Raw genomic sequence first — 24,123 nt, forward strand, 5'->3', positions numbered from 1 at the left:
AACTCATGAATATTCTAGGAAGATAGATTATAATAATAACAGAATGAAAGAACTAGGAGCAAATACAAATGAACAAACATAACAGCAAGTACAGATGGGTCGTTTTTGCCTCCGTCCTATTCACCTATTTTCTCATAGTTAGTCAAAGAACGGCACCGGGCTTAATTACAGCTCAATTAATGAAGGATTTTCATGTAACAGCTGCAACAATTGGCATGATTGCAAGTATTCAGTTTGTCGCATATGCAGGTTTACAGGTTCCGATTGGAATTTTATCAGATCGGTTTGGACCTAATTTTTTCCTCATTGTTGGAACGTTTTTAGCTGGAATTGGAACTTTGATGTATAGTGTTGCACCCAATGAAATTGTGCTTCTTTTGGCAAGGTTAATTGTTGGAACTGGTGATTCAGCTATTTGGGTGAACTTAGTTTTAATTTTAAGTCAATGGTTCAAAGGAAATGAGTTTGTTAAATTAATTGGAATGGCTGGAATGGCGGGAAGTCTTGGCTTTTTTCTAGCATCGGTACCATTTTCTATATTCATAGGATTAACAGGTTGGAGAACTTCCTTTTTATCAATGGGTATCCTTTTATGTTTAAGTGGACTACTTCTTTATATAGTTCTGGTTCATCGTCCAAAAAAAACGATGAAAAATCATCATTCAACTCAACCTTCTGCAAAGAAAACCAGTTCCTCACCTGAAAAAACAATGGCGATATTAAAGCGTATTTTTTCAACTCGTCAAGCATGGGCAGCTTTCTTCTGTCACTTTGGTGCTGTTGGTACATATGTGGGGTTCATTGGTTCTTGGGCTGTACCATATGGAATGAACGTGTTTGATATGTCGCTTTCTAGTGCAAGTCAATTGATTATGTATGGTCTTGTTGGGGCGATCATTGGAGCACCTTTAACAACCTGGATTTCAAGTAGAATTCATTCTATAAAAAAACCTTATATGATTGTTCATTCCATTATTTTTCTTAGCTGGTCGTCATTTCTCTTATTTAGTGGAAAGCCACCATTTTTTATGATCGTTCTCTTGTTTTTCATGATTGGTTATGGAAACGGTGCAAGTACCTTAACCTTTGCCATTGTCCGCCAATCTTTTGATCCGAAAGAGGTAGGAGTTGCAACTGGTTTTGCTAATATGGGTGGTTTTTTAAGTGCTGTTTTATTACCAAGTATTTTTGGTAAAGTATTAGACTTTTTTCAAGTCTCTGAAAGCAATATAGGTTATTTCTATGGATTTATAATTCCTGTGGTTTTTTCGTTAATAGGTTTATTTGGTGGATATCTTATTAAAGAACAACGTCAGGAGGTTATGCAATCAAAGGGGTTAACCTATTGATTAGCATAAAAAGTTAATTAATCACGATTAAAAATCTCCCTAATTAGGAGATTTTTTTATGGTCTTAAATTTAAAGTTGGTCCTTTGGGAAATACAAAATAAAACAAGGAGTATCAAAACTAGTATAGAAGATACATAATGAACTAAGAAAGTACAAAATAGTAGGAGGAACTTATGAGCAGATTAGTTCATTTTGAAATTCATGTAGATAACATGGAGCGAGCTAAAAAATTTTATGGTGAGGTTTTTGGTTGGACATTCCAAGATTGGAGTGAATTTGCTGGGATGCCTTATTTCGGTGCGGTAACAGGTAGTGAGGATGAGCCCGGTATTAATGGCGCTTTAATGCAACGTATGCAACGTCAAAGTTCTGCTCCAGAACAAAACCAGCCTCTAAACGGCTACGCATGTACAATGGGAGTAGAAGATTACGATTCCACGGAAGCTAAAATTTTGGAACAAGGTGGCAAGGTAGCGATGACTAAATATGCCCTCCCTGGTATGGCTTGGCAAGGATACTATATAGATACCGAAGGAAATATTTTTGGTTTACACCAACCTGATGTAAATGCAAAATAGAGATAAAAGGTAATTGAACCTGCACCTCTGGTGTAAAGGGCAAACTCCTTTTCCTTGTCCTTATCAAGAAATAAAAAGGAGAAAGATGTAATGATAAATAAAGTTGGAAAAGTAACGGTTTATGTACAAGATCAAGAACAGGCAAAAGAATTCTGGGTTAATAAACTCGGGTTTATCTTAAAGTTGGAACAACCAATGGGACCGAACGCTACATGGATTGAGGTTGGACCTAGTGATGATGAATTTACGACATTGGTTCTTTATTCAAAGTCAGCTATGGAGCAGCAACAACCTTCAAAAGTTGCTCATCCATCAATTCTATTTAGCACAACAGATGTTGAATCAGCGTATGAAGAAATGAAACAAAATGGTGTAAAAGTAGGGGACATGTTAAAAATGCAGTTCGGCACAATGTTTAGTTTCTATGATCAAGATGACAATGAATATTTATTAAGAGAAGATAAATAAAAAAAGGAGTTAACACTCATGAAAGATCCCATCCTATAAATAGACTTTAAGATGGGATATCTTCATGAAAGAGTAGAAAGCAGGGGAAGTTATGAATATTTTATATGTCGAAGACGAGGAAGAGTTAGGAGTATGGGTTTATCAGGATTTAACCAAGAGAGGCTATCAAGTAACATGGTTAAAAAGTGGAGAAGGTGCTCTAGAGCGAGCTGATGACTTAGATCTTGCTATCCTTGATGTTATGCTACCTGGATTAGACGGCTTTTCTATTGGAAAGAGATTAAAAAAGGCTTCACCTAAACTGCCAATCATCATGCTATCAGCGCGTTCACAAGTGGATGATAAGCTAGAAGGATTGCAATTTGCAGATGATTATATGACAAAACCGTTTCATCCAGATGAGCTTGCTGCAAGAATTAGTGTACTGTTACGTCGCTTTGATAAAATTATGCCAACTGTGGTAAAAATACAGCACTTGCAATATTATCCAAAGCAATATCAGTTGTTTGATGATGAACTTCAGGAAGAAATCATTTTAACATCAAAGCAGCTGCAAATTTTTGATTATCTATTAAAACATACCGGTCAAATTATGACTAAAGAACAAATCTATGAATCAATTTGGGGAGCGGACTTTTTTGAAGGTGACAAAACCCTGATGGTCCATATTCGTTATTTAAGAGAAAAAATCGAAAAAGATCCTGCTAAACCAACTATTATTGAAACAATTCGAGGAATTGGCTATAGGTTAAAGCAATGAAGAAATTAAGTCGTAGTTTGCAAACGAAATATTTAGTCTTAATTATTAGTGCTATGTTTATCTTGCCAATTGCCTTTCCTCTTGCATCATTTGTTGTTTACTTACCGGCATTATTAGTGAATTACAATAAAATGGAAGTTTATCAAAGCGACGAAATAGAATCAGAATGGCATGAAAAAGCTATGACTTTACAAAATCTAACTGATTCAGAAATTATTGATAGTTTAAAAGAAACAGTAAATGAACTTGAACACTCCTCTGTTTTTTGGGTGGATAACACTGGAAAAACACGATTTACTTCAAATGAAAAGGCCAGGGTTCCTGAAATTTGGAATGCAAGTGATATTGTGTTGTTTATGAAAGAAAGCTATGGAGGCGATCCGTTTACTGTTGTTTCTTTTATTGGTGAAGAGAAGAATGGCCTTATTGTCCTGCAAATTGATCGAAAGTACATGGATTATCCTATCCAGCAATTGGAGAATTACTTCGAAATCATCTATGCAATAGTTGTAGGACTATTATTGCTACTATTTATCATTCTTTTTTGGTTGTTTTTTCGAACCATTCAAAAAAGAATTGTGAGACTTCAGTCAACTATGGATATAGAAAATCAGAATATTCCTAGTAAGGTAAAAGTTGGAGAAATGGATGAGTTAGGTCAATTAGAAGATTCATTTAATAAAATGATTGAACGCTTAGAGGTTGGAAGATTGCGTGAACAAGAAGAAGAAAAGCTTCGAAAAGAGCTGATTGCGAATTTATCCCACGATCTTCGTACGCCATTAGCAACAATTCGTGCCCATGCATACTCGCTAAAAAATGAGGATATCTCTCCAGAAGGGCAAGAGTCAATCACGATCATAGATAAAAAAATTGATCATTTACATACTTTAATTGAAAATCTTCTTTCCTATACCTTATTAAGTTCAGGAAAATATTCGTATAAACCAAAGGATGTTGACGTAAATCGAGCAATTCGCCTTTCTCTTTCGGCCTGGTATCCAATTTTTGAAAAAGAAGGACTGGAAGTAGACGTTCAGTTGTTTGAAAAAACATTATCTTGGAGAATGGATCCAAATTGGTTTGAAAGAATATTGGATAATCTATTTCAAAACGTCGTAAGACATGCAAAGTCAGGTAAATATATTGGGATTCTTTGCGAGGAAGATAAGATCATTATTAAAGATCGAGGTCCTGGAATGAAAAAAAAATCGGAGCAATCAGGAGTTGGAATCGGATTATCAATCATTGAACTTATGACAAAGGAAATGGGCATGATTTGGACTATTGATTCTTCGAACGAAGGAACAACGATCACGATAACGAAACCTTAGTGAGTACGTTTGATTTTATCAACGTACTCTTTTTATTTTTAAACAAAATTTAACCTTCCTTACAACTCGATTTTAAGATTCATTGTTTATTCTGTATTCAGAGGTGATAAACATGAGTCAATTAATAGTAGAAACGAACAATTTAACAAAATCATTTAAAGGAGCACAAGCTGTTAATTCAGTGAATTTAAACATACCGAAAGGATCTATATATGGGTTCCTTGGACCAAATGGTGCAGGAAAAACAACCGCTATTAAGCTGCTTTTAGGTTTGATGAAAGAAACTTCAGGATCAATACAAATTTTTGGAAAAGACCTGAAAAAAGACAAACAAATGATTCTTAGAAGAATTGGATCTTTAGTAGAATCTCCTTCGTATTATGGTCATTTAACCGCTAGAGAAAATTTACAATTATTGCAAACAATATTACATGTTCCAAAAGAACGAATTGATGAAGTCCTTGCTATTGTCCGCTTAGAAAAAGATGATAATCGCCCAGTTAAAGGCTTTTCATTAGGAATGAAACAAAGACTTGGAATTGCATCAGCTCTTCTAGGAAATCCTGAACTTCTTATTCTAGACGAACCAACAAATGGACTTGATCCCTCTGGTATTATCGAGATTCGAGAATTAATTAAAAGTTTACCAGAAAAATATGGTGTAACTGTCCTCGTTTCAAGTCATCTTTTATCAGAGATTGATCAAATGGCAACCGAAGTAGGGATTATTTCAAAAGGATCACTCATATTTCAAGATTCTATTGAAGTTCTAAGAAAGAAATCGGTTAGCAAAATACGCATACAAACAAACAATTCCAAAGCTGCATGGAATATTTTAGTCAAAGAAGGATTAAAAGGGGAAATTGAAGGAAATTACCTTTCGTTTAAGCAAAACAAGAACAAAGAAGTCGCCGAAATGATTCGTATTCTTGTCCAACACAAGTTGGACGTTTATCGGGTAGAAGAAGTGAAAAGGTCATTAGAAAGCATTTTCTTAGACATGACGAAAGAGGAGAAAAGCTTATGATCTTAAGGTTGTTACGTAGTGATTTTAAAAAGCTAAAAGTTGGAATGTGGATTCTTGTTTTCTTAGGACCGATTGGAATTTTTGGATTAACGACTTTAAATTATATGCTTCGTTATGAATATCTTCTTCGGCAGTCAGATGATCGCTGGATGCAGCTATTACAGCAAATCAATCTTTTTCTAGCACCAGCTTTACTTTTAGGAGCAGCACTACTTGCCTCATTATCTGCAAATATTGAGCATGAAACAAATGCTTGGAAGCAGCTTCTAGCACTTCCGATTAGTAGAGTAAAGGTGTATTGTTCAAAGTTTATCATGATTAGTCTTCTATTGTTTATTCCTACAATTCTTATGTTTATAGGAACCTGGTTGTTCGGTAGTCTTTATGGTTGGGAGCAGAACATTCCGTTTCAAGAAATTGCGATTAACAGCTTTTATCCGTATTTTGCTGCAATGCCTATTTTAGCCATACAGCTTTGGTTTTCTGTCACATCAGCTAATCAAGGAACACCGCTAGCAGTCGGAATCGTTGGTGCTGTTGTGTCCATGTACTCATATGGAGGTCCTGAATGGCTCATTTGGAAATGGCCGTTGCTTAAAAATAAGTGGGATATACCTGAAATTAGTGTGTTATTAGGAATTATTGTTGGTGGTGTCATTTTTCTTATCAGTGTTATTCATTTTGAACGAAAGGATGTGAAGTAATTGCTAGGAAATTTATTATATACAGAATGGATCAAACTTAAAAAGTCAAAGGTCTTACAAATCTTATATATTAGTCCCATTCTATCCACTGTCGCCGCTTATTTTACTTTTACTGATTTTCCCGGTAATCAATGGATGAATTCATTTTTTGCCATGATTATGGTTCAAGCAATTTTGTTTTTACCATTAATTGCTGGTCTTTTTTCCGCTGCTGTCTGCAGGTACGAACACGCAGAAGGGGGATGGAAACAGTTATTAGCATTACCAGTTAATCGAACTCAGGTATATAGTGCTAAGTATATTATTGTTTGCTTATTTGTAGCCCTTACTCAGATACTATTATTAGTAGGCTTATTTCTCGCAGGATTCTTACATGGTTACAACGATACTTTTCCATGGAAGGATGTTCTTGTTCGATTGTTTATGGGCTGGTTAGGCTGTTTACCCATTATCGCTTTGCAATTGTGGGTATCTACAGCATGGTCCAGCTTTGCTGCACCTGTTGCTTTAAATGTCATTTTAACTCTACCTAACATATTAATAGCAAACTCAGAAAAATTTGGTCCATGGTACCCTTGGGCACAACCATTTTTAAGAATGGTGTTAGAGCAGCAATCAGGTTTTACCTTTTCGGTTGAAACCTTGGTGTTTGTTATTGTTGGAGGGTGTATGATTTTTACATTAGGAGGTTTGTTTTATTTTCAGAGGAAAGCGGTTTAGTGAAGAAGTGCCTGACTAATTTAACAGGCACTTCTTATTTTTATTGTTTAACTTGTCTAAACATCCAATTAATCATATCCTTGTTATCGTAGGCTGGTACCCAAGAAGCATGATTATAGCCTAATTCTGCAGGATACTCTGTATATATAGGATTTCCTCCAGCTTCTTTTATTGCCTTAATAGCATTTCTTGTATGTGAAACAGGAATTACTGCATCATCTTCCGCATGAAAAGCCCATATTGGTTTATCTTTTAAAACATGTACAGTCTCAGGATTTCCACCGCCTGCAATTGGGACCATAGCAGCAAAAAGATCAGGGTATGCAATATTCAAATTAAATGTTCCATATCCTCCTTGAGAAAGTCCTGTTGAATATAGTCGATTTTGGTCAATATTGTAATCCTCAATTACTTTTTGTAGGATTTTGTGGGCTTTTTCTAGGTCCTCTGAAAATTCAAATACTTTGGCCAAATCGACAATATTATCCGAATTTCGAGTAATTCCAAATCCACCGTCATGTTGATTTCTTGCTTGTGGTGCAAGAACAAAGGCTGGGTTTTTGGATTGATTTTCAGGTGCAGCCCATATAATAGCACCATCATTTGCAAGCAATTGCTTCTGATTATCACTTCCTCGTTCGCCACCTCCATGAAGAAAAAGAACAAGTGGGTAAGAAACAGAAGGATCATAGTTTTCTGGAATATAAAAACGATATGGCATGTTATTATATTCAAACTCTAGAAACTTATTAGCAATATCCTCTCTATTTACAAAATTGTAATTGAATGTGACCACCTCGCTTCTAGTATTTCCTTTATTTTTTGTAAGTGCTTTTTCGTTAACATGACCACGAATAGCAAAAGCCTTAATTGTTACATCTTCATCAATTGCAATAGGCTCTGAATACAAAGTACTGTTTTTAGTAGGTATACTACCATCTGTTGTGTAATAGATTTTAGTCCCCGGGGTACTAGTTGATAAGGTAACGAGCTGTTCCTTGTAATATTGACCAGAATTGTGCGAGGCAGATGGCGGCTGTACAGCATCATTAGTTGGATGGTTGCCTGCGAATGCTGAAAGAGAGAAAAAGCAGAACATAGAGAGTGTGGCTACAGTAGCGCTAATGAAAAATTTTAGTTTTCTTTTTAACACAAAATCCCCTCCCATTTTCTAAAATTAAGATTCAGAATCTTTTGTTAACGGTTACATCGTATTATGAAGAATTTTAAACTGTCAATAAAAATCTTTTTATCATGTTAGTGAAAAATGTGGATTTTTCTTGTTAGAATAAGGATTACACATACAAAAAAAAATTTATTGATAGAGATTGGATTTATTTTATTTGAGGAGGTTTGACATGTTATATGAAAACTTTAAGGAGTTTTCCTTAGAAGATCAATTAGACTGGTTTAAAGCTACGCTCCACTCCATTCATGATGGTGTTTTAGTAATAGATTGTAAAGAGATTGTTAAATTAATTAACCCTGAATATACGCGTATTACAGGAGTACAACCTAATGAAATTATTGGAAAACCTCTTCGGTTAGTTCGTCCAAAAGCACAATTAATTGAAACGTTAAAAGACGGAAAAGAACGAATTGGGGTTTATCGGAAAGAAGGAACTGTGGAATATGTTGTTGACATGGCCCCAATTATATTAAACAACGAAATAATTGGGGCTGTTTCGATTTGTAAAGGGTTAACAGAAGTTCATAAGCTTTCAAAAGAACTAGAGAAAAACAAACAAAAACTATCTCAATTAAAAGAAAGAATGGACACCTTATATCAAGCTAAATATACATTCGATCAAATAATCGGCTCTGAAAGTGGACTGAAAAGAGTTGTTCACTTAGGAAGAAAAGCAGCTGAATCTAATTTACCGGTTTTAATTATTGGTGAAAGTGGAACAGGAAAAGAACTATTCGCTCAAGCAATTCATAATGCAAGTTCTCGTGCAGAAAAGCCATTTATCCCAGTGAATTGTGCGTCTATTCCAGCATCGCTCATTGAAAGTGAGCTTTTTGGATATACGGAAGGTACTTTTACAAGTGCAAAAAAGGGAGGGAAGCTTGGTTTATTTGAAATAGCAAACTCAGGTACAATTTTTTTAGACGAAATAGGTGAATTATCTTATGATCTTCAAGCTAAACTTTTACGAGTTTTGCAGGAAAAAACACTTAGACGTGTAGGTGAAGCAGGAGAAAGACTAATAGATGTTCGTGTAATTGCTGCAACAAATCGTGATCTAAAACAGCTTATAGAAAAGAAACGATTTCGTGAAGATTTGTATTTTCGGCTGAATGTATTGCACCTTGATATTCCGCCACTTCGTAAAAGGAAGCAGGATATTCCCGACATTATTGATTTCATTTTACACAAGCACAACCTACATTCTGAAAGTGAACGGTATTATCGATTACACCAATCAACCCTTGCCATTCTAAAAGCTTACGATTGGATCGGAAATGTACGAGAATTGAAAAATACAATTGATTATGCTGTATGCATGGCAGACGAAAGAGATATTTTACCTGAACATTTACCTAGTAGCTTTCATGGAGAAATTATTAGTATCTCAAAAAGAAATTCTAACTATCTTTTAAAAGCAGCTGTTGAGGAGACAGAGAAAAATATCATTACAGATGTTTTGCAAAAACATGGTTCTGAACTGGAGGATAAGAAAAAAGCAGCTAAGGAACTTGGGGTGTCTTTAGCAACACTTTATAACAAAATGAAAAAGTATCAACTATATGATTTCTAAAAAATTAGAAAAGAACTTGTGTTTATTCTAAGGATTTAGAATAACAGTCTTCACAACTGATTGACGATCAAAAGAGGTTTATTGGTTATTTTAAATTCTAAAAATTTAGAAACCCACTTTTTTGAAACGCTTTCATTAAGCGTTTTTTATTTTGGCATGGAAGTTGCATAAGTAATGATGTAACTGAATTTACAGGAAGGATCTGGTCTAATATTTCAAGATTAATAAATTGCATCAAGAATAATTAATTAAAAGGACTAAAAAACAATTTTTTGAGTACTTTTAGTCTTTATTGGGGTGAAATAAATGTTAAAGATCGGAAGTGGAGCTGGATTTTCAGGTGATCGGCTTGAACCCGCTGTTGAACTGGCTCAAAAAGTAAAACTGGATTATTTAGTATTAGAGTGTTTAGCTGAAAGAACAATCGCCATTGCCCAGAAAGAAAAGAGGAAAGATAAAAATAAGGGTTACGATCCTCTACTTGTTGATCGAATATCTGCCTTATTACCAGTATTGGATAAAAAACGATTCCGAATCGTAACAAATATGGGAGCGGCCAATCCAATGGCTGGTGCTAAAAAGATTATTAAGATTGCAAATGAAATGAATATTTCTTGTAAGGTTGCAGTTGTATCAGGTGATGATGTGATACAAGAGCTAGATAGTGAAAATGAAGTCCTTGAAAACACAAATAAGGTTAGAGATTATCAAGTAATCTCAGCTAATGCTTATTTAGGAGCCAAGGCACTTTTACCAGCTTTACAAACTAAAGCAGATATTATTATTACAGGACGTGTTGCTGATCCATCATTATTTCTTGCGCCGATGATCGATTACTATGGTTGGTCACTAAATGATTATGAAACATTAGGGCAAGGTACTGTGATTGGACATTTACTTGAATGCGCTGGTCAAATTACAGGTGGCTATTTTGCGGATATAGGAGAAAAAGAAGTTGATAGGTTAGCAGACATAGGTTTTCCATTTGCAAGTATTGAGAGGGATGGAACAGCCATTATTTCAAAGACTCCTGACTCAGGTGGTGTAGTAAACTTACGAACAGTTAAAGAGCAACTACTATACGAGGTCCATGATCCAACTCAATACCTAACACCAGATGTAACAGCAGATTTTTCTAATGTTAAGCTGACTCAGCTAGCTGAAAATGAAGTAAGGGTAGAGGGGGGAAAAGGTACGAAAAAGCCTAGTGCTTATAAAGTATCTATTGGTTATGATGCAGGTTATCTTGGTGAAGGAGAAATTTCTTATGCAGGTTCAACCGCTGTTCAAAGAGCCAAGATGGCGGAGTGTATATTAAATAAAAGACTTTGTCAAAAGATACAAGACTTAAGGATTGATCTGATTGGTCTTTCCTCCGTTCATCGTACAAACTTAGGAAATGATCAACCTTATGAAGTAAGACTACGAGCAGCTGCTCTTTGTAAAGATATAAAAGAAGCTCACAGTATTGGAAATGAAGTAGAAGCACTATACACTAATGGACCGTATGGAGGCGGTGGTGCAAGAAAAAGAGCAATAGAATGTTTAGGTGTTGTTTCAACTTTTATAGAAAGAAATTTAGTTGATAAAAAGATACAAGTGGAGGTTATAACGCATGAAAGGAAAGCGAATCAAACTATATGAGGTAGCACATAGCAGAGCAGGTGATAAGGGGAATACCTCTAATCTTTCACTTATCCCATTTAAGGAAAGTGATTTTGATTGGATAGGTCAGGTCGTAACTGTAGAACGAGTAAAGGAGCATTTTAAGGACATTTTTGATGGTGAAGTAATTCGTTATGACATACCATCTATTAAATCCTATAATTTTGTTTGTAAAAATAGTTTACTAGGAGGGGTAACGACCTCTCTTGCACTAGATACACATGGGAAAAGTTTGAGTAGCGCTTTATTGGAAATGGAAATTCCTTTATTGAATGAGTAGAAAGTAATTAGCAGCTTGTAAGCGCTTAAATTACGTTAGGAGGAATCATATGTTAGCGACCTTAGGATTTTTAACGATCGGCGTTTTCTTATTATTGATTTTAACGAAAAGAGTATCCGTTATTGTCGCGTTAATTGTTGTTCCACTTGTATTTTCTTTAATAGGAGGATTTAGTTCCGATATTGGAACTCTTATGTTAGAAGGAATTCAAAGCGTAGCTCCAACAGGAATTATGTTAGGATTTGCCATTTTATTTTTTGGTGTAATGAATAATGCTGGATTATTTGACCCTATTATTTCAAGAGTATTAAAGTTGGTAAAAGGAGATCCATTAAAAATTGTTATTGGAACAGCGGTTATTTCTATGGTTACTCATCTTGATGGATCTGGGGCTTCCACATTTTTAATTACAATACCAGCTCTTTTGCCTTTATATGATAAATTAAAAATGAATCGACTTGTTCTAGCAGGTGTTGTTGCATTAGGTGCTGGAGTAATGAATATTATGCCATGGGGCGGGCCAACAGCAAGAGCTGGCAGTGCATTAGAATTAGATCCTGGGGCTATTTTTTCACCGCTTATACCAGCAATGATAGCAGGAATAATTTGGGTACTTTTTGTTGCTTATATTCTTGGTAAAAAAGAGAGAAAACGATTAGGTGTTACAGATATGGAATATGATTATGATCAAGAGCTTTCAGAAGAAGAAAGAAAAATGAGAAGGCCTAAATTATTTTGGATTAACCTAGTTATTACCATCCTAACAATTGTCGCACTTGTAAAAGTTTGGCTTCCTCTACCAATAGTGTTTATGGTTGCATTTGCTATTGTTTTACTTATAAATTATCCTAAACCAAATGACCAACAAGAACAAGTCAAGAGTCAAGCACTTGGAATGGTAACTGTTGTATCAATTATATTTTCAGCTGGAATTTTTACTGGCATTCTAAGTGGAACAGGCATGATCGAAGCAATGGCATTAGCTATGGTTAATATTATTCCTGAGGGGATTGGGGGATCAATGGCTATAGTTATTGCAGTTATTAGCATGCCAATCAGCCTTCTTTTTACACCTGATGCGTATTATTTTGGTGTTTTGCCAGTATTAAGTCAATCAGCTGAAATATATGGAGTTGCACCGATCGAAATGGCCAGAGCTTCCATCTTAGGTCAAATGACAACTGGTTTCCCACTAAGTCCTTTAACGGCTTCAACCTTTTTATTAATTGGTTTAGCAGGAGTTGAATTAGGGGATCATCAGCGCTTTATTTTTAAATGGGCATTTGGCACAACAATTGTGATGGCCATTGTCGCCCTTATTATTGGTGCGATCTAAGAACTAAAAAGCCAACTAATTCAGTTGGCTTTTTTAACTGGTTTCATATTAAGTACCTACCTCACAGCCACAATCGACTTCCGTTTATACAATAATGACCCAATCACAAACGTAACAACTCCCCAAAGAACCATAATAGCTATTCCTGCCCAAATAGAAGCAGTAAAGAGACTGGTTTCATAAACCATACTCTCTCTTAAGCCTTCAACAAAGTAGGTGAGAGGCAGAACATTTGAGATTGGGCGGATCCACTCCGGCATCGTTTCGATTGGGAAAAAAACGCCACTTAAAAACATCATGAGAAAGTTTGCAATATTGGCTACACCCATATAAGCTTCTGTAGTTTTGCTGAAGGAAGAGATAAAATAACCAACAGCTGTAAACGATAGGGTACCGAGTAAAAAGACAATTAACAGAGTTGGAAAATTGATAAACAAGTTTGCACCAAAAATATATACTCCAATGAGCGATAAGAGAATAATCTGAACAACACTGAATAATACCCTCATGACCATATCGCTTAAACCAAAAAGGTTCATATTAGCCGGAGTCATTTGTAGTCGTTTGATTAAGCCTTTGCTACGCATCTCCACTAATCCAACCATCCCAAACATTCCACCTTGTGCAATTGCCAATGCAATCATTCCAGTAAGTAGAAAATCTGTGTAACTTAATTCAGCATTACCTGATGAAATGGCTTCTGTTTGTAATTCAAAAGAAGGTGTTACACCTGAAGCTACTAGGTTTGTTTGTTGAACAAATTGATTTAGCATACCTGTAAGTGCTTGTGCTGTTGCTCCTTGTTCATCTTCTTTGTTAACAACAAGTCGTAGGGAAGAGGCATCAATTGATTCTGGTAGGACAATCGCTGCATCCACTTCTTGATTTTTTACCAATTTGTCAGCTTCTTCTCGTGTTACAGGGTCTTCTGTTTCAAGCTCAAGTACATCTAGCTTAAGTATTTGCTCAAGCATCATGTTTGACGTGGGATTAGGATTTTCATTCACAATTGCAACATTTGCTGAAAATTCGTTATCAGAGCTACCACTGAAAATAGACATAAAGATAACCATTAAAATAACAGGAAAAAAGATGCCCCAAAACCATGATTGTTTTTCTCGAAATGTTAATTTTAATTGTGCAATAAACATTTGTTTGAATTGATTCATCCTAATCCCTCCATTCCTTGCCAGTGAATTCAATAAATACATCTTCTAAACTCATTTCACGAATGGAGACCTGTTCAACTCGATAATTCTTTTCTTTTGTAAATGCGAATAAGTCATAAAGTGTATCTTCTGGATTTGCTGTCCATATCCTTAATGATGAATCTTCACGTTCAGTACGAGAAACTGACTGAAGATTTTGTGAAAATGTATTTGCTTCTATAGCAGCTTCTTCACCGTCAACAAACGATAATCTTACTTCTCTTTCTTTTGTTAACTTTTCGATAAGGGCAGATGGTGTGTCTAATGTAATAACTCGTCCTTGATCAACAATGCAAACTCTGTCACTTAATTTTTCAGCTTCTTCCATATAATGAGTTGTTAAAATGGTTGTTTTACCAAGTTGTTTAAGCTGTAAAATAATATCCCAAATATTTCTCCTTGCTTGTGGATCTAGGCCTGTTGTTGGTTCATCCAGAAAGATGATGTCAGGATCACTTATCATCGCAAGGCCAATCGCTAGACGTTGACGCTGTCCACCAGAAAGCTTTTTTACATGATTTTTGCGGTGCTCAGTAAGATTAACAAGATCTAAAATTTCTTTTGTAGGGCGGGCCTTGTCATAAAAAGTAGCAAAAAGACTAAGATTTTCCTCAGGTGTTAACAAATCAAACATTGCACTTGACTGCGGCTGTACACCAATTTTCTTTTTAATCTCTGTTCCGTTCTTTTCCCAGTTTAGTTCCCCATACATAATTTCACCTGAATCAGGAATTACCAAGCCTTCAATCATTTCTAATGTTGTTGTTTTGCCCGCACCGTTTGGACCAATAATGGTGAATACTTCACCAGCTTGAACCGAAAAGCTAATGTCTTGAACGGCATGAACAGAACCAAATGATTTTTTCAACTGCTTTACCTCTAACACCGTCATTTTTTCTCCTCACTTCCTTGGAAACTATACCCATTTACTAGTACGCGATTCTCTTTAAATAGTTTCATCTTTTTTTATATTTATTGATTACTGTTTTTTCTATAACAACTCAAAAACTCTTAGTTTATAATAATTTTAAGAAGAAATATAATGGACGACATAATGGAGGAGCAGAGGATGGAAAAGGTAAAATCAGTGATATTGGACGGAGAGGAAATCCGCGTTTTTAATAGTGCCATTTATCTTTTTGAAACTAATACAACGGTTACACTTGAAGTAAACATCATTGTTAGTGAAATAGTCGCCAGTAAATATAAACATGTTGACAATCTTATTGTTGAAATAGAATTAGAAGATGGAAGAATGATAAATTCGATTATGAGTGTGACCGTTATGCAAGGGAGGTTACCAATTACATATTTTTTGTGACATCGATGATTTTGATGAATATAAAGGTCTTTCAATTTTGAACGAAAGCAATTCCTCGTTTCCGGATATTGAAGAGGGAATCACGTTAGAAGAGATAAGAAAAGTGGAAATGCCTCTTGAAGATATCACTTTAAAATTGAAGCTTCCAATTGATAAAGTTGAATGGTTAAGGAAACTAAAGAAGAAGGAAGTAACTGATATGATGGAAGAGTTTTTAATCTATTATAGAAAAAAAGGGTAGAAGAGAGGTCCTAGAAATAAGTTATGTGAGTAGTAAAAACAAGAAAAAATTTTAAAATCATGATAAATATATGACACATTTTCTAACCTCCGTCATATATTAACTTCTGTGTGAGAAATTTAACATAGGAAGGAAAGTTTAACATGAACAATCAACAAACAACTATTTCTATTAAGAATGACTACAAAGACGGAGGAAATGGATACAAAGTTATTGAAGTAAATATTTCCAATACATCAGATAACTTATATGCTGTTGTAACACCTGTTAACAAAATGTAAAAAAATAGATAAGCAGTCTTTTTTGAAAGTATAGAGTATACATAGAAAAGACTGTTTTTGTTGTGCGTGAATGCTGTAAAATCGTTGTAATTGCATAAATAGAATAAATCTATTATTAGCGAAACATGATTTTAATCACAAACCTATAGATATAGAAAAGGATGGGAAAAGAGAACATGATGTTCTCATTTTTCCCATCCTTTTTTATTGAACGGATTTAGAAATTTCTACTTTCTTCAGCAGCCATTGCTTCGGCTTTCGTTCTATGCACTGTTCCAAACGGATGCTCTGGTGGTGCGTAAATCGAGTAAAGCTTAAGAGGTTTATTTCCCGTATTTGTGAGATTATGCCATTTTCCGGCTGGTACCATTATCGCAAAATCATCAGATACTTTTCTTACATAATCCAATCGATCTTTTCTGTCACCCATTTGGACAAGTCCTTGACCTTCTTCAATTCTCAAGAATTGATCTGTATTCGGATGATTTTCTAATCCAATGCTATCTCCAACATCAATACTCATTAATGTGACTTGAAGTTTGTTACCTGTCCATATTGACGTACGAAATGTTTTGTTTTGTTTTGTGACCTTCTCAATATCAACAACATAGGGGTTTCTGCCATAATCTTTTCTCTGATTCGCACGGTCTTCAAGTAAATTCCGGAATATTTGTGCATTTACTTGCTGAGCATTTGTCTTCAACCATAAGATATTCTGCATAATAGGATCTTGATTAAGTAAAGAATGATTTCGATCTTCGAAATAACCTTCAGCTTCAAAAGCCTTTTCCAATCCTTCTTCGTAACTTAGAAAAGGAATTTCAACAATTTGATAAAGAGGCTTTGTTCCAGTAAGGTTTATATACAAATTGGTGAGTTGATTGGTGGATGCTTTTTTTCCTTCTAACGCATAAAGAATGTCATTTCTGTGGTTTTCATCTGTAGCTGATTTTGCCAACCTCATATAAAGGTCAATTGTTGAAGCACCTTTTTTAATTTCATCTAGGAGAATCGACATTACCTGATAATTGTATTCTTGAACATTTCTTGTTAAAAATCCAGAGTGGTAATAAGGATAAGGTTCATACATTTTTCTCAACCCTTTCAATAAATTCACATCATTATCATATGCCTATGTGTAAAGAGTGTACTTCTTTTTATTGTCCTAATTGATTTGTCTGGATGGATATTTTTAGTTCGTTACATACTAAAAATAAAAAGAAAGGAGAATTATTATGAAAGAAACAAAACATACAAAAGAAGAGTATAGACCAACTAATGAACACGAATTTTCAGAAGAGCTTTCCGATGGAGGAGAGCGAAACGAAATCATCACAATACAACAAAATAATAAACCTTTAAAGGAGTCAAAATAGATGGATGAGTTAAAGCACTATGTTCAAATTATTAAACAAAATCTTGAAACATTGAGTGCTCCAGATTATGAAGGAAAAGATGAGGAATTGTTGAGACAGCAAGAGGAATTAGAAAAAGTTGAACGGCATTTTTTATTAGAAATCAATTCATCTGAAAACTTTGATCAAATTGTAAACGCTGCAGTTAAGTGTGCTTCAAATGAAATATCGTTAGATGAGTTAGAAGATGAATACAATCTATTAACAAAATAACATCCTGCGGGGTGTTTTTTTAATTTTTACTCAACTGAGTCTTGTAAATTTATTTGCAATAGGTCTTTTCTTTACTTTCTTCCATATTTATTACTGAGCAATATTACAAGCTGATATTCCAATGGGAGGAATACATTATGAAAGCAATTGTTCAGTACAAATACGGTTTACCAGAGGTTTTAAACCTAGAAGAAGTTGATAACCCCATCCCTAATGACCATCAAGTTCTGGTGAAAATACATGCAGCTTCGGTTAATTTTGGGAATCTTGTCCTTTTAAAAGGAAAACCGTACATCACTCGATTGTTTTATGGAGTATTAAAGCCCAAACATCCAATTCCAGGTGGTGACATCGCAGGTTGTGTTGAAGCTGTGGGTTCAAAAGTAGCTCAGTTTAAACCAGGAGATGAGGTATTTAGGGATTATTATAAAAATGAAGGTATTGATAAATACAGGGAGTATTTTGATCTGATCATCGGGGTAAACGGTCATCAACCTGTTTATAAGCGAGCATTAAAACATCATGGAATCTTTGTTCACATTGGTGGGGCTGAATCTCAAATGTATCAAACAGCTTTACAGGGAGGCTGGATATCTTTTACAGAAAAAAAGAAAATGAATGTCTTTTTGCAAAGAGCTAATCGAAAAGATCTGATATTTATAAAAGATTTAATAGAATCTGGTAAGGTAAAAGCAGTGATTGATAAACAATTTGAATTAAGTGAAATACGACAGGCTTTAACCTATTTTGCTGAAGGACACGCGCAGGGAAAAGTTGTTATAACCATGTAAGGTAGTACTATTTATTTTTAAAATATAAAAATAATATTTAATGAAAAGTAAGAGGTTAATTTACTACAAACTTCCATTCTTTATCTCTTTTTAAAATAAATTAGTATAATAATTATTCAAATAAGAAGAAATATATTGATTATTTAGTCAATTAGAAGTAACCTATTACTATCATTCTTTAATTACGTCAAGAGAAGGGAGATTGGAATGATGGATTTACGTAGTAATATGATTAAAAAAGGATTTGATCGTGCTCCGCATCGTAGCTTACTTCGTGCGGCAGGTGTAAAAGAAGAGGATTTTGATAAACCGTTTATCGCGGTTTGTAATTCATATATTGATATTGTACCTGGACACGTACATTTACAAGAATTCGGTAAAATTGTAAAAGAAGCTATTCGAGAAGCGGGTGGAGTACCATTTGAATTTAATACAATCGGTGTAGATGATGGAATTGCGATGGGACATATTGGGATGCGCTATTCCTTACCAAGCCGTGAAATTATTGCAGATTCTATTGAAACTGTTGTTTCAGCACATTGGTTCGATGGAATGGTTTGTATTCCAAACTGTGACAAAATCACACCAGGGATGATGATGGCAGCATTACGTCTTAATATCCCTACAGTATTTGTAAGTGGTGGCCCGATGAAGGCTGGTGTTACAAGTGATGGTAAAAAAATCTCACTTTCATCAGTATTTGAAGGAGTAGGTGCCTACCAATCTGGTAAACTAGATGAAAAAGGTTTAACAGAGCTTGAGCAATTTGGCTGCCCAACATGCGGTTCTTGTTCAGGTATGTTTACAGCGAACTCTATGAACTGTTTAGCTGAAGCACTTGGATTAGCTCTTCCTGGTAACGGAACGATTTTAGCCGTGGCGCCCGAGCGTAGAGAGTTTGTAAAACGTTCTGCAAAACAATTAATGAATCTTATTAAAGACGATATTAAGCCTAGAGATATCGTAACAGAAAAAGCAATTGATAATGCTTTTGCACTTGATATGGCATTAGGTGGATCAACAAACACGGTTCTTCACACGTTAGCTTTAGCACATGAAGCGGAAATTGAATACCCAATTCAACGTATTAATGAAGTGGCAGCCCGTGTTCCGCATTTATCTAAGCTTGCCCCTGCATCAGATCATCATATTGAGGATTTACATGAAGCTGGTGGTGTATCTGCTGCATTGTATGAGCTTTCTAAGAAAGAAGGAGCTCTTCATCTTGATACTTTAACTGTTACGGGCAAAACCCTTGGGGAGAACATCGCTGGCTGTGAAATAAAAGACCATGAGGTGATCCGTCCTATTGACAATCCGCATACTGAAAAAGGTGGACTTGCTGTTTTATTCGGAAACCTTGCTCCAGACGGTGCCATCATTAAAACAGGTGGTGTACAAAATGGAATTACTAGCCATGAAGGACCTGCAATTGTGTTTGAATCACAAGAAGAGGCAATCAATGGAATTGTAAATGGTAAAGTAAAAGAAGGACATGTTGTAATCATTCGTTACGAGGGACCAAAAGGTGGACCTGGTATGCCGGAAATGCTTTCTCCAACTTCAATGATTGTTGGTATGGGACTTGGACCAAAAGTTGCACTTGTAACAGATGGTCGTTTCTCAGGAGCTTCTCGTGGATTGTCGATCGGACATGCTTCACCTGAAGCGGCAGAAGGCGGTCCACTAGCATTCGTTGAAAATGGTGACCACATCGTAATTGATATTGAAAACCGTACAATGGATGTTCAAGTAGATGATGAAGAGTGGGAAAAACGTAAAGGTAACTGGAAAGGCTTTGAACCAAAAGTGAAAAAAGGCTATCTAGCTCGTTATTCCAAACTTGTCACATCTGCTAGTACCGGCGGTATTATGAAAATCTAATATGCATTAAAAAGGGGTCCAGAATGATTTCATTCTGAACCCCTTTTCATCTATGTAAATGTTAGTAATTACTAACAGTAAGATAATTGAATAATTAATATAAAATGAAGATTATTTTTTAAACACATGTTGTCCAATTTGTACTGTTGTTTCTCTTGAATCAAGCCATCTACTCTGGGCAATATCCGGATTATAAAAGAATAAGGCATCTTTTGCTATAGCTCTCATATCAGATAGGGCAGCAAAAACAGCTTTTCTAGACTCTTCATCTGCTGGTTTATTAATCTGTCCATTTGCAACTGGCTGAAATTGATTACGCTGATAGATCACTTCTCTAACTGTATCAGGGAATTTTGGGCTGTCAACTCGATTTAACACAACACTTGCAACTGCTACTTTACCTTCAAACGATTCTGTTTGAGCTTCAGCTCGTACAATTCTTGCTAATAAATCTATTTCAGCTTCTGAAAGGCTAATCTTTTTAGAGCGATCATTTTCTCTACTAACTTGAGTGGTATTATTTGTTTTATTTGATAGTGTCTTTACACTTGGCTTATCCGAAGTATGAATAGTTTTATTAATTGTTGTATTAATTTGTTGGCCAACATAAATTAAATCAATGTTTTTAACATGTGGGTTTGCTTTTGCTAGTTGATTTAATGATAGTCCATTCTTACGTGCGATTTCCGACATCGTGTCACCTTTTTCAACCGTATGTGCAAAGGTAGGTGCAGCTACAAACAGAGTGGTCAGGAATGCTAGTAAAAAAAGTAGTTTTTTCACAATTAGTCCTCCTAGTAAATATCATTTTTTGAACTCTTGTCTTACTCATACCTATGTCCAAAAAAAATTGAATAGTGTTACAATTTTATTACAGGAAGATTACAAGGAGCTGAAACACTGATATTTCATAGGTTATACAGTCTTAAAATAAATAAAAAAATAGAGGAAGAAATAAATGGAGAGAGAAAATCTAGAATTAGTTATAGAGTTACGTCATGAATTACATAAACATCCAGAGCTTTCCAACCATGAAGTATGGACAAAACAACATTTAATTTCGTTTCTAAAAAGTTATACAAACCTTGAAATCGTTGACAAAGGAAAGTGGTTTTACGCTATATACCGAGCAGGACAAGATCGAGAAAACATTGCATTTCGAGCAGACTTTGATGCACTTCCAATCGAAGAAACGATTGTAATTCCTCATGCCTCACAGACACCCGGTATATCTCACAAATGTGGTCATGACGGTCATTCAGCATCTTTAGCTGGATTAGCTCTTGAAATAGATCAAAAAGGAGCAGACAAAAATATCTTTTTCTTATTTCAACACGCTGAGGAAACTGGAGATGGAGCGTTAGAATGCATTTCTTTTATAAAGGAAAATAAGATCCAAGAGATCTTTGCTTATCACAATATGAGTGGAATGGCTCATAATACGGTGAATGTTATAAACGGAACGGCTCACTGTGCATCTAAAGGTATGACAATTTTTATGGAAGGAACTCCGGCACATGCTAGTCAGCCTGAAGATGGAATTAATCCTGCCTTTGCTATTGCAAAAATCATTGATACAATCGATGTCTTTACATCTGCCGAGAACAATAAAGGTGTGGTTCTCTGTACTGTGGTACATGTTAAGATCGGTGAAAAAGCCTTCGGGGTATCAGCAAGCAAAGGTGAGCTGCTTTTGACAATTCGTGCTCTATACGAAGAAGACTTGGATAAACTGCAATATAATCTTGAAGGACTAACATTATCACTTGCAAAGCAATATGGTCTAAAGGCTATTTTTTCTTATAACGATGTTTTTCCTGAGACGGTTAATCATAAGGAGAGCTCAGATAAAATACGAGTTGTTTGTAAAAACAAAGGAATTAACCTTACTGAAATGAAGCAGGCGTTTCGTGCTTCTGAGGATTTCGGTCATTATTTAAAGGAAACAAAAGGAGCTATTTTCTATATCGGAAATGGCGAAGAGTATCCACCTATCCATACTGTTGAATATGATTTCAGAGACGACGTGATAGAAACAGCGGTCGAGCTGTTTAAGGGAATAATTGAAATAAGTTAATTTAGGAGGATAAATCATGCCTATTATAACCGTAAAGTTAGCGGAAGGAAGATCGGTAAAACATAAATAACAATTTGTTGAATCAGTAACAAAGGAAGCAGCAACCATCTAAACGTAAAAGAAGAATGGGTAACTGTTTTAATCGATGAATATGAAAGAGAAAACTGGGCATCAAATGGACAATTACTTTCAATTAAATTTGGAGAAGGATTTGTAGAGAGAATGAAAAAGGAAGAGAAAGGAGAAGATTTTGTTAAGAGTTAATTTAAAAAATAAGTAAATTGTTTCAGTTAATGTTATAGTTAGAAAGACATTTTATAAGAGAGTGGGTGATGAACATGATTGAAATAAAAACATCTTCTCTCAGTGATGGAGAATTTAATAGAGGAGTATTTGCTAAAACTAATATCAAAAAAGGCGAGCTTTTACATGAAGCACCTGTCATTTCTTATCCAAATGATCAGCATCAACATATAGAAAAAACGTTACTTGCTGATTATGCTTTTGAATATGGTATAAATCACACAGCTATCCTTCTAGGTTATGGAATGCTATTTAACCATTCATATGAACCTAATGCGATTTATGAGATTAATTTCGATAATCATACCTTTGATTTTTATGCTTATACTGATATACAAGCTGGAGATGAGATTTTGATAAACTATAATGGTGATGTTGATGATAAAGAGCCATTGTGGTTTGATAAGGAGTAATTTGTACGAATAGTACTTTTTTGTTAATTGGTTATTTTAAAATTCGTACTTTTTTATTATGTGAACCTTTCCTTTAGAGGATTAGGTTCATTTTTTTTTAGAGTTGACTAGGAAAGAGTGCTGTCATTTCCCGTTTTTTCTTGTTTCACGGAACCAAATAGAGATCTTTCTATATGCAATGTTTTTCATTGTATTTATTTAGCATGAAAGTGGTATAATCTTCAAGTAGATTAGACTTAGGAGATGACACAAAAATGGCAAATATAAAATTTGACATTCAACAAAATTTAGGCATAATATCCGAAGGTGCGAAAGGGTGGAAGAAGGAATTTAATCTTATTAGCTGGAATGGCCGCGATCCCAAATATGATATACGTGATTGGGATGAACAACACGACAAAATGGGGAAAGGCGTTACACTTTCTAAAGAAGAAGTCATTCAGCTTAGAGAAATCTTAAATGGAATAGAATTATAGTAAATACACTTTAAGAACTAGTATGCATTAGATACAGGTTCTTAATTTTTGTTTTTACAGGAGAACATTTTGAATGTTGTCAAGGCAAAAAAAACGACAAATATCGGGTGGTGACAGTGCTCGACCCCCTTATAATGGACATATGAATTATAATTAAAGTACGACATATATACATTTTTATTGGGGGGATAAGAGATGGCAAAACAACATAATACTGTCGAAACTAAGTTAAAAGCTGTTCGTAGAGTATTGGAAGATCTTACACCAGTGGCAATTGTGGCTAAAGATTTAGACCTTCATCGTGATACGGTTAATCGATGGGTTAATGCATATAAGAAAAATGGAGAAAAAGGATTAATTAATCCTAAATCTGTTGCCCATTCTTCAACTCAAAAACAAGATGAAAAGATAAGAGAGTTAGAAAAGAAACTTAAAGAAAAAGAACTAGAGAATGAAATCCTAAAAAAGTTCCAGGCCTTTCTCAAGGAGAAAAAATAAACACAAAATATGAGGCAA

Annotated in this window: 28 protein-coding genes; 23 read left to right on the plus strand and 5 right to left on the minus strand. The window is 35.0% G+C overall.

What is annotated here, in order from left to right; genetic code table 11:
• Nucleotides 1–68 precede the first annotated feature (68 nt).
• The 8 genes from LPC09_RS10900 to LPC09_RS10935 all read left to right on the plus strand — a co-directional run bounded on the left by LPC09_RS10900 (nucleotide 69) and on the right by LPC09_RS10935 (nucleotide 6,941).
• Nucleotides 69–1,349, plus strand: a complete 1,281-nt coding sequence (locus tag LPC09_RS10900) for an MFS transporter (RefSeq protein ID WP_098798250.1) — start codon at nucleotides 69–71, stop codon at nucleotides 1,347–1,349.
• 174 nt (nucleotides 1,350–1,523) lie between these two features.
• Nucleotides 1,524–1,928, plus strand: a complete 405-nt coding sequence (locus tag LPC09_RS10905; protein WP_231309512.1) for a VOC family protein — start codon at nucleotides 1,524–1,526, stop codon at nucleotides 1,926–1,928.
• 90 nt (nucleotides 1,929–2,018) lie between these two features.
• Nucleotides 2,019–2,396, plus strand: a complete 378-nt coding sequence (locus LPC09_RS10910) for a VOC family protein (protein ID WP_098798248.1) — start codon at nucleotides 2,019–2,021, stop codon at nucleotides 2,394–2,396.
• A 91-nt stretch (nucleotides 2,397–2,487) separates the two neighbouring features.
• Nucleotides 2,488–3,156 carry a response regulator transcription factor gene (locus tag LPC09_RS10915; protein ID WP_098798247.1) on the plus strand — a complete coding sequence of 223 codons (669 nt, stop codon included), beginning with the start codon at nucleotides 2,488–2,490 and terminating at the stop codon, nucleotides 3,154–3,156.
• Entirely contained in the window at nucleotides 3,153–4,490 is a 1,338-nt protein-coding gene (locus LPC09_RS10920) for a HAMP domain-containing sensor histidine kinase (RefSeq protein WP_098798246.1), read from the plus strand. The genes LPC09_RS10915 and LPC09_RS10920 overlap by 4 nt, the downstream gene beginning before the upstream one ends.
• Before the next feature lie 112 nt (nucleotides 4,491–4,602).
• Complete coding sequence (locus LPC09_RS10925; protein ID WP_098798245.1) at nucleotides 4,603–5,517, plus strand: ABC transporter ATP-binding protein; 915 nt, start codon at nucleotides 4,603–4,605, stop codon at nucleotides 5,515–5,517.
• Nucleotides 5,514–6,221: an ABC transporter permease gene (locus LPC09_RS10930; protein ID WP_098798244.1), complete on the plus strand. Its 708-nt coding sequence runs from the start codon at nucleotides 5,514–5,516 to the stop codon at nucleotides 6,219–6,221. The genes LPC09_RS10925 and LPC09_RS10930 overlap by 4 nt, the downstream gene beginning before the upstream one ends.
• Nucleotides 6,222–6,941, plus strand: coding sequence for an ABC transporter permease (locus LPC09_RS10935; protein ID WP_098798243.1), 720 nt, complete (start codon nucleotides 6,222–6,224; stop codon nucleotides 6,939–6,941).
• 40 nt (nucleotides 6,942–6,981) lie between these two features.
• Here the strand turns inward: LPC09_RS10935 and LPC09_RS10940 are convergent, their stop codons facing one another.
• Nucleotides 6,982–8,094 (minus strand): chitobiase/beta-hexosaminidase C-terminal domain-containing protein, encoded by a 1,113-nt coding sequence (locus LPC09_RS10940; protein WP_231309513.1) that lies wholly within the window; start codon nucleotides 8,092–8,094, stop codon nucleotides 6,982–6,984.
• Between the two features lie 205 nt (nucleotides 8,095–8,299).
• On the opposite strand from LPC09_RS10940, the gene LPC09_RS10945 reads away from it, so the two are divergent.
• The 4 genes from LPC09_RS10945 (at nucleotide 8,300) to LPC09_RS10960 (ending at nucleotide 12,984) form a co-directional block, all read left to right on the plus strand.
• Complete coding sequence (locus LPC09_RS10945) at nucleotides 8,300–9,703, plus strand: sigma-54 interaction domain-containing protein (protein WP_098798242.1); 1,404 nt, start codon at nucleotides 8,300–8,302, stop codon at nucleotides 9,701–9,703.
• A 306-nt stretch (nucleotides 9,704–10,009) separates the two neighbouring features.
• A complete protein-coding gene (locus LPC09_RS10950) occupies nucleotides 10,010–11,347 on the plus strand; it encodes an acyclic terpene utilization AtuA family protein (protein ID WP_098798241.1) in 1,338 nt (445 codons plus the stop codon).
• Nucleotides 11,319–11,648, plus strand: coding sequence for an AtuA-related protein (locus LPC09_RS10955; protein WP_098798240.1), 330 nt, complete (start codon nucleotides 11,319–11,321; stop codon nucleotides 11,646–11,648). The genes LPC09_RS10950 and LPC09_RS10955 overlap by 29 nt, the downstream gene beginning before the upstream one ends.
• Nucleotides 11,649–11,697: 49 nt before the next feature.
• Nucleotides 11,698–12,984: a CitMHS family transporter gene (locus LPC09_RS10960; RefSeq protein ID WP_098798239.1), complete on the plus strand. Its 1,287-nt coding sequence runs from the start codon at nucleotides 11,698–11,700 to the stop codon at nucleotides 12,982–12,984.
• Nucleotides 12,985–13,040: 56 nt separating this feature from the next.
• Here the strand turns inward: LPC09_RS10960 and LPC09_RS10965 are convergent, their stop codons facing one another.
• Nucleotides 13,041–14,153 (minus strand): ABC transporter permease, encoded by a 1,113-nt coding sequence (locus LPC09_RS10965; protein ID WP_231309514.1) that lies wholly within the window; start codon nucleotides 14,151–14,153, stop codon nucleotides 13,041–13,043.
• A gap of 1 nt (nucleotide 14,154) precedes the next feature.
• Entirely contained in the window at nucleotides 14,155–15,084 is a 930-nt protein-coding gene (locus LPC09_RS10970) for an ABC transporter ATP-binding protein (protein WP_098799784.1), read from the minus strand.
• 177 nt (nucleotides 15,085–15,261) lie between these two features.
• Between LPC09_RS10970 and LPC09_RS10975 the strand changes: the two genes are divergently transcribed.
• The 3 genes from LPC09_RS10975 to LPC09_RS10985 all read left to right on the plus strand — a co-directional run bounded on the left by LPC09_RS10975 (nucleotide 15,262) and on the right by LPC09_RS10985 (nucleotide 16,035).
• Nucleotides 15,262–15,513 carry a hypothetical protein gene (locus tag LPC09_RS10975; RefSeq protein ID WP_231309515.1) on the plus strand — a complete coding sequence of 84 codons (252 nt, stop codon included), beginning with the start codon at nucleotides 15,262–15,264 and terminating at the stop codon, nucleotides 15,511–15,513.
• 37 nt (nucleotides 15,514–15,550) lie between these two features.
• On the plus strand, nucleotides 15,551–15,754 hold the full coding sequence (locus tag LPC09_RS10980) for a hypothetical protein (protein WP_231309516.1): 204 nt from the start codon (nucleotides 15,551–15,553) through the stop codon (nucleotides 15,752–15,754).
• 143 nt (nucleotides 15,755–15,897) lie between these two features.
• Nucleotides 15,898–16,035 (plus strand): hypothetical protein, encoded by a 138-nt coding sequence (locus LPC09_RS10985; RefSeq protein ID WP_162987311.1) that lies wholly within the window; start codon nucleotides 15,898–15,900, stop codon nucleotides 16,033–16,035.
• 217 nt (nucleotides 16,036–16,252) lie between these two features.
• Here the strand turns inward: LPC09_RS10985 and LPC09_RS10990 are convergent, their stop codons facing one another.
• Entirely contained in the window at nucleotides 16,253–17,125 is an 873-nt protein-coding gene (locus tag LPC09_RS10990; RefSeq protein ID WP_098799786.1) for a cupin domain-containing protein, read from the minus strand.
• A 145-nt stretch (nucleotides 17,126–17,270) separates the two neighbouring features.
• On the opposite strand from LPC09_RS10990, the gene LPC09_RS10995 reads away from it, so the two are divergent.
• The 4 genes from LPC09_RS10995 (at nucleotide 17,271) to ilvD (ending at nucleotide 20,338) form a co-directional block, all read left to right on the plus strand.
• Nucleotides 17,271–17,411, plus strand: coding sequence for a hypothetical protein (locus LPC09_RS10995; protein WP_176551261.1), 141 nt, complete (start codon nucleotides 17,271–17,273; stop codon nucleotides 17,409–17,411).
• Nucleotides 17,412–17,663: a YnfE family protein gene (locus LPC09_RS11000; RefSeq protein WP_231309517.1), complete on the plus strand. Its 252-nt coding sequence runs from the start codon at nucleotides 17,412–17,414 to the stop codon at nucleotides 17,661–17,663.
• Nucleotides 17,664–17,800: 137 nt separating this feature from the next.
• On the plus strand, nucleotides 17,801–18,454 hold the full coding sequence (locus tag LPC09_RS11005) for a zinc-binding dehydrogenase (RefSeq protein WP_098799788.1): 654 nt from the start codon (nucleotides 17,801–17,803) through the stop codon (nucleotides 18,452–18,454).
• Between the two features lie 207 nt (nucleotides 18,455–18,661).
• Entirely contained in the window at nucleotides 18,662–20,338 is a 1,677-nt protein-coding gene (gene ilvD / locus LPC09_RS11010; protein ID WP_098799789.1) for a dihydroxy-acid dehydratase, read from the plus strand.
• Nucleotides 20,339–20,449: 111 nt separating this feature from the next.
• Here ilvD and LPC09_RS11015 read toward each other — a convergent pair whose 3' ends face one another.
• Nucleotides 20,450–21,121, minus strand: a complete 672-nt coding sequence (locus LPC09_RS11015) for a cell wall hydrolase (RefSeq protein WP_098799790.1) — start codon at nucleotides 21,119–21,121, stop codon at nucleotides 20,450–20,452.
• A 175-nt stretch (nucleotides 21,122–21,296) separates the two neighbouring features.
• Between LPC09_RS11015 and LPC09_RS11020 the strand changes: the two genes are divergently transcribed.
• From LPC09_RS11020 to LPC09_RS11035, 4 genes are all read left to right on the plus strand, one after another.
• Nucleotides 21,297–22,415, plus strand: a complete 1,119-nt coding sequence (locus LPC09_RS11020; protein WP_098799791.1) for an amidohydrolase — start codon at nucleotides 21,297–21,299, stop codon at nucleotides 22,413–22,415.
• A gap of 338 nt (nucleotides 22,416–22,753) precedes the next feature.
• A complete protein-coding gene (locus tag LPC09_RS11025; protein ID WP_098799799.1) occupies nucleotides 22,754–23,131 on the plus strand; it encodes an SET domain-containing protein in 378 nt (125 codons plus the stop codon).
• 254 nt (nucleotides 23,132–23,385) lie between these two features.
• Nucleotides 23,386–23,607, plus strand: a complete 222-nt coding sequence (locus LPC09_RS11030; RefSeq protein WP_098799792.1) for a YdbC family protein — start codon at nucleotides 23,386–23,388, stop codon at nucleotides 23,605–23,607.
• 195 nt (nucleotides 23,608–23,802) lie between these two features.
• The gene (locus LPC09_RS11035) at nucleotides 23,803–24,105 is read left to right on the plus strand and encodes a helix-turn-helix domain-containing protein (RefSeq protein WP_098797844.1); all 303 of its coding nucleotides are present in this window, start codon (nucleotides 23,803–23,805) and stop codon (nucleotides 24,103–24,105) included.
• Nucleotides 24,106–24,123: the final 18 nt, after the last annotated feature.

Source organism: Metabacillus sp. B2-18, assembly GCF_021117275.1.
In the GTDB taxonomy this organism is placed as follows: domain Bacteria; phylum Bacillota; class Bacilli; order Bacillales; family Bacillaceae; genus Metabacillus.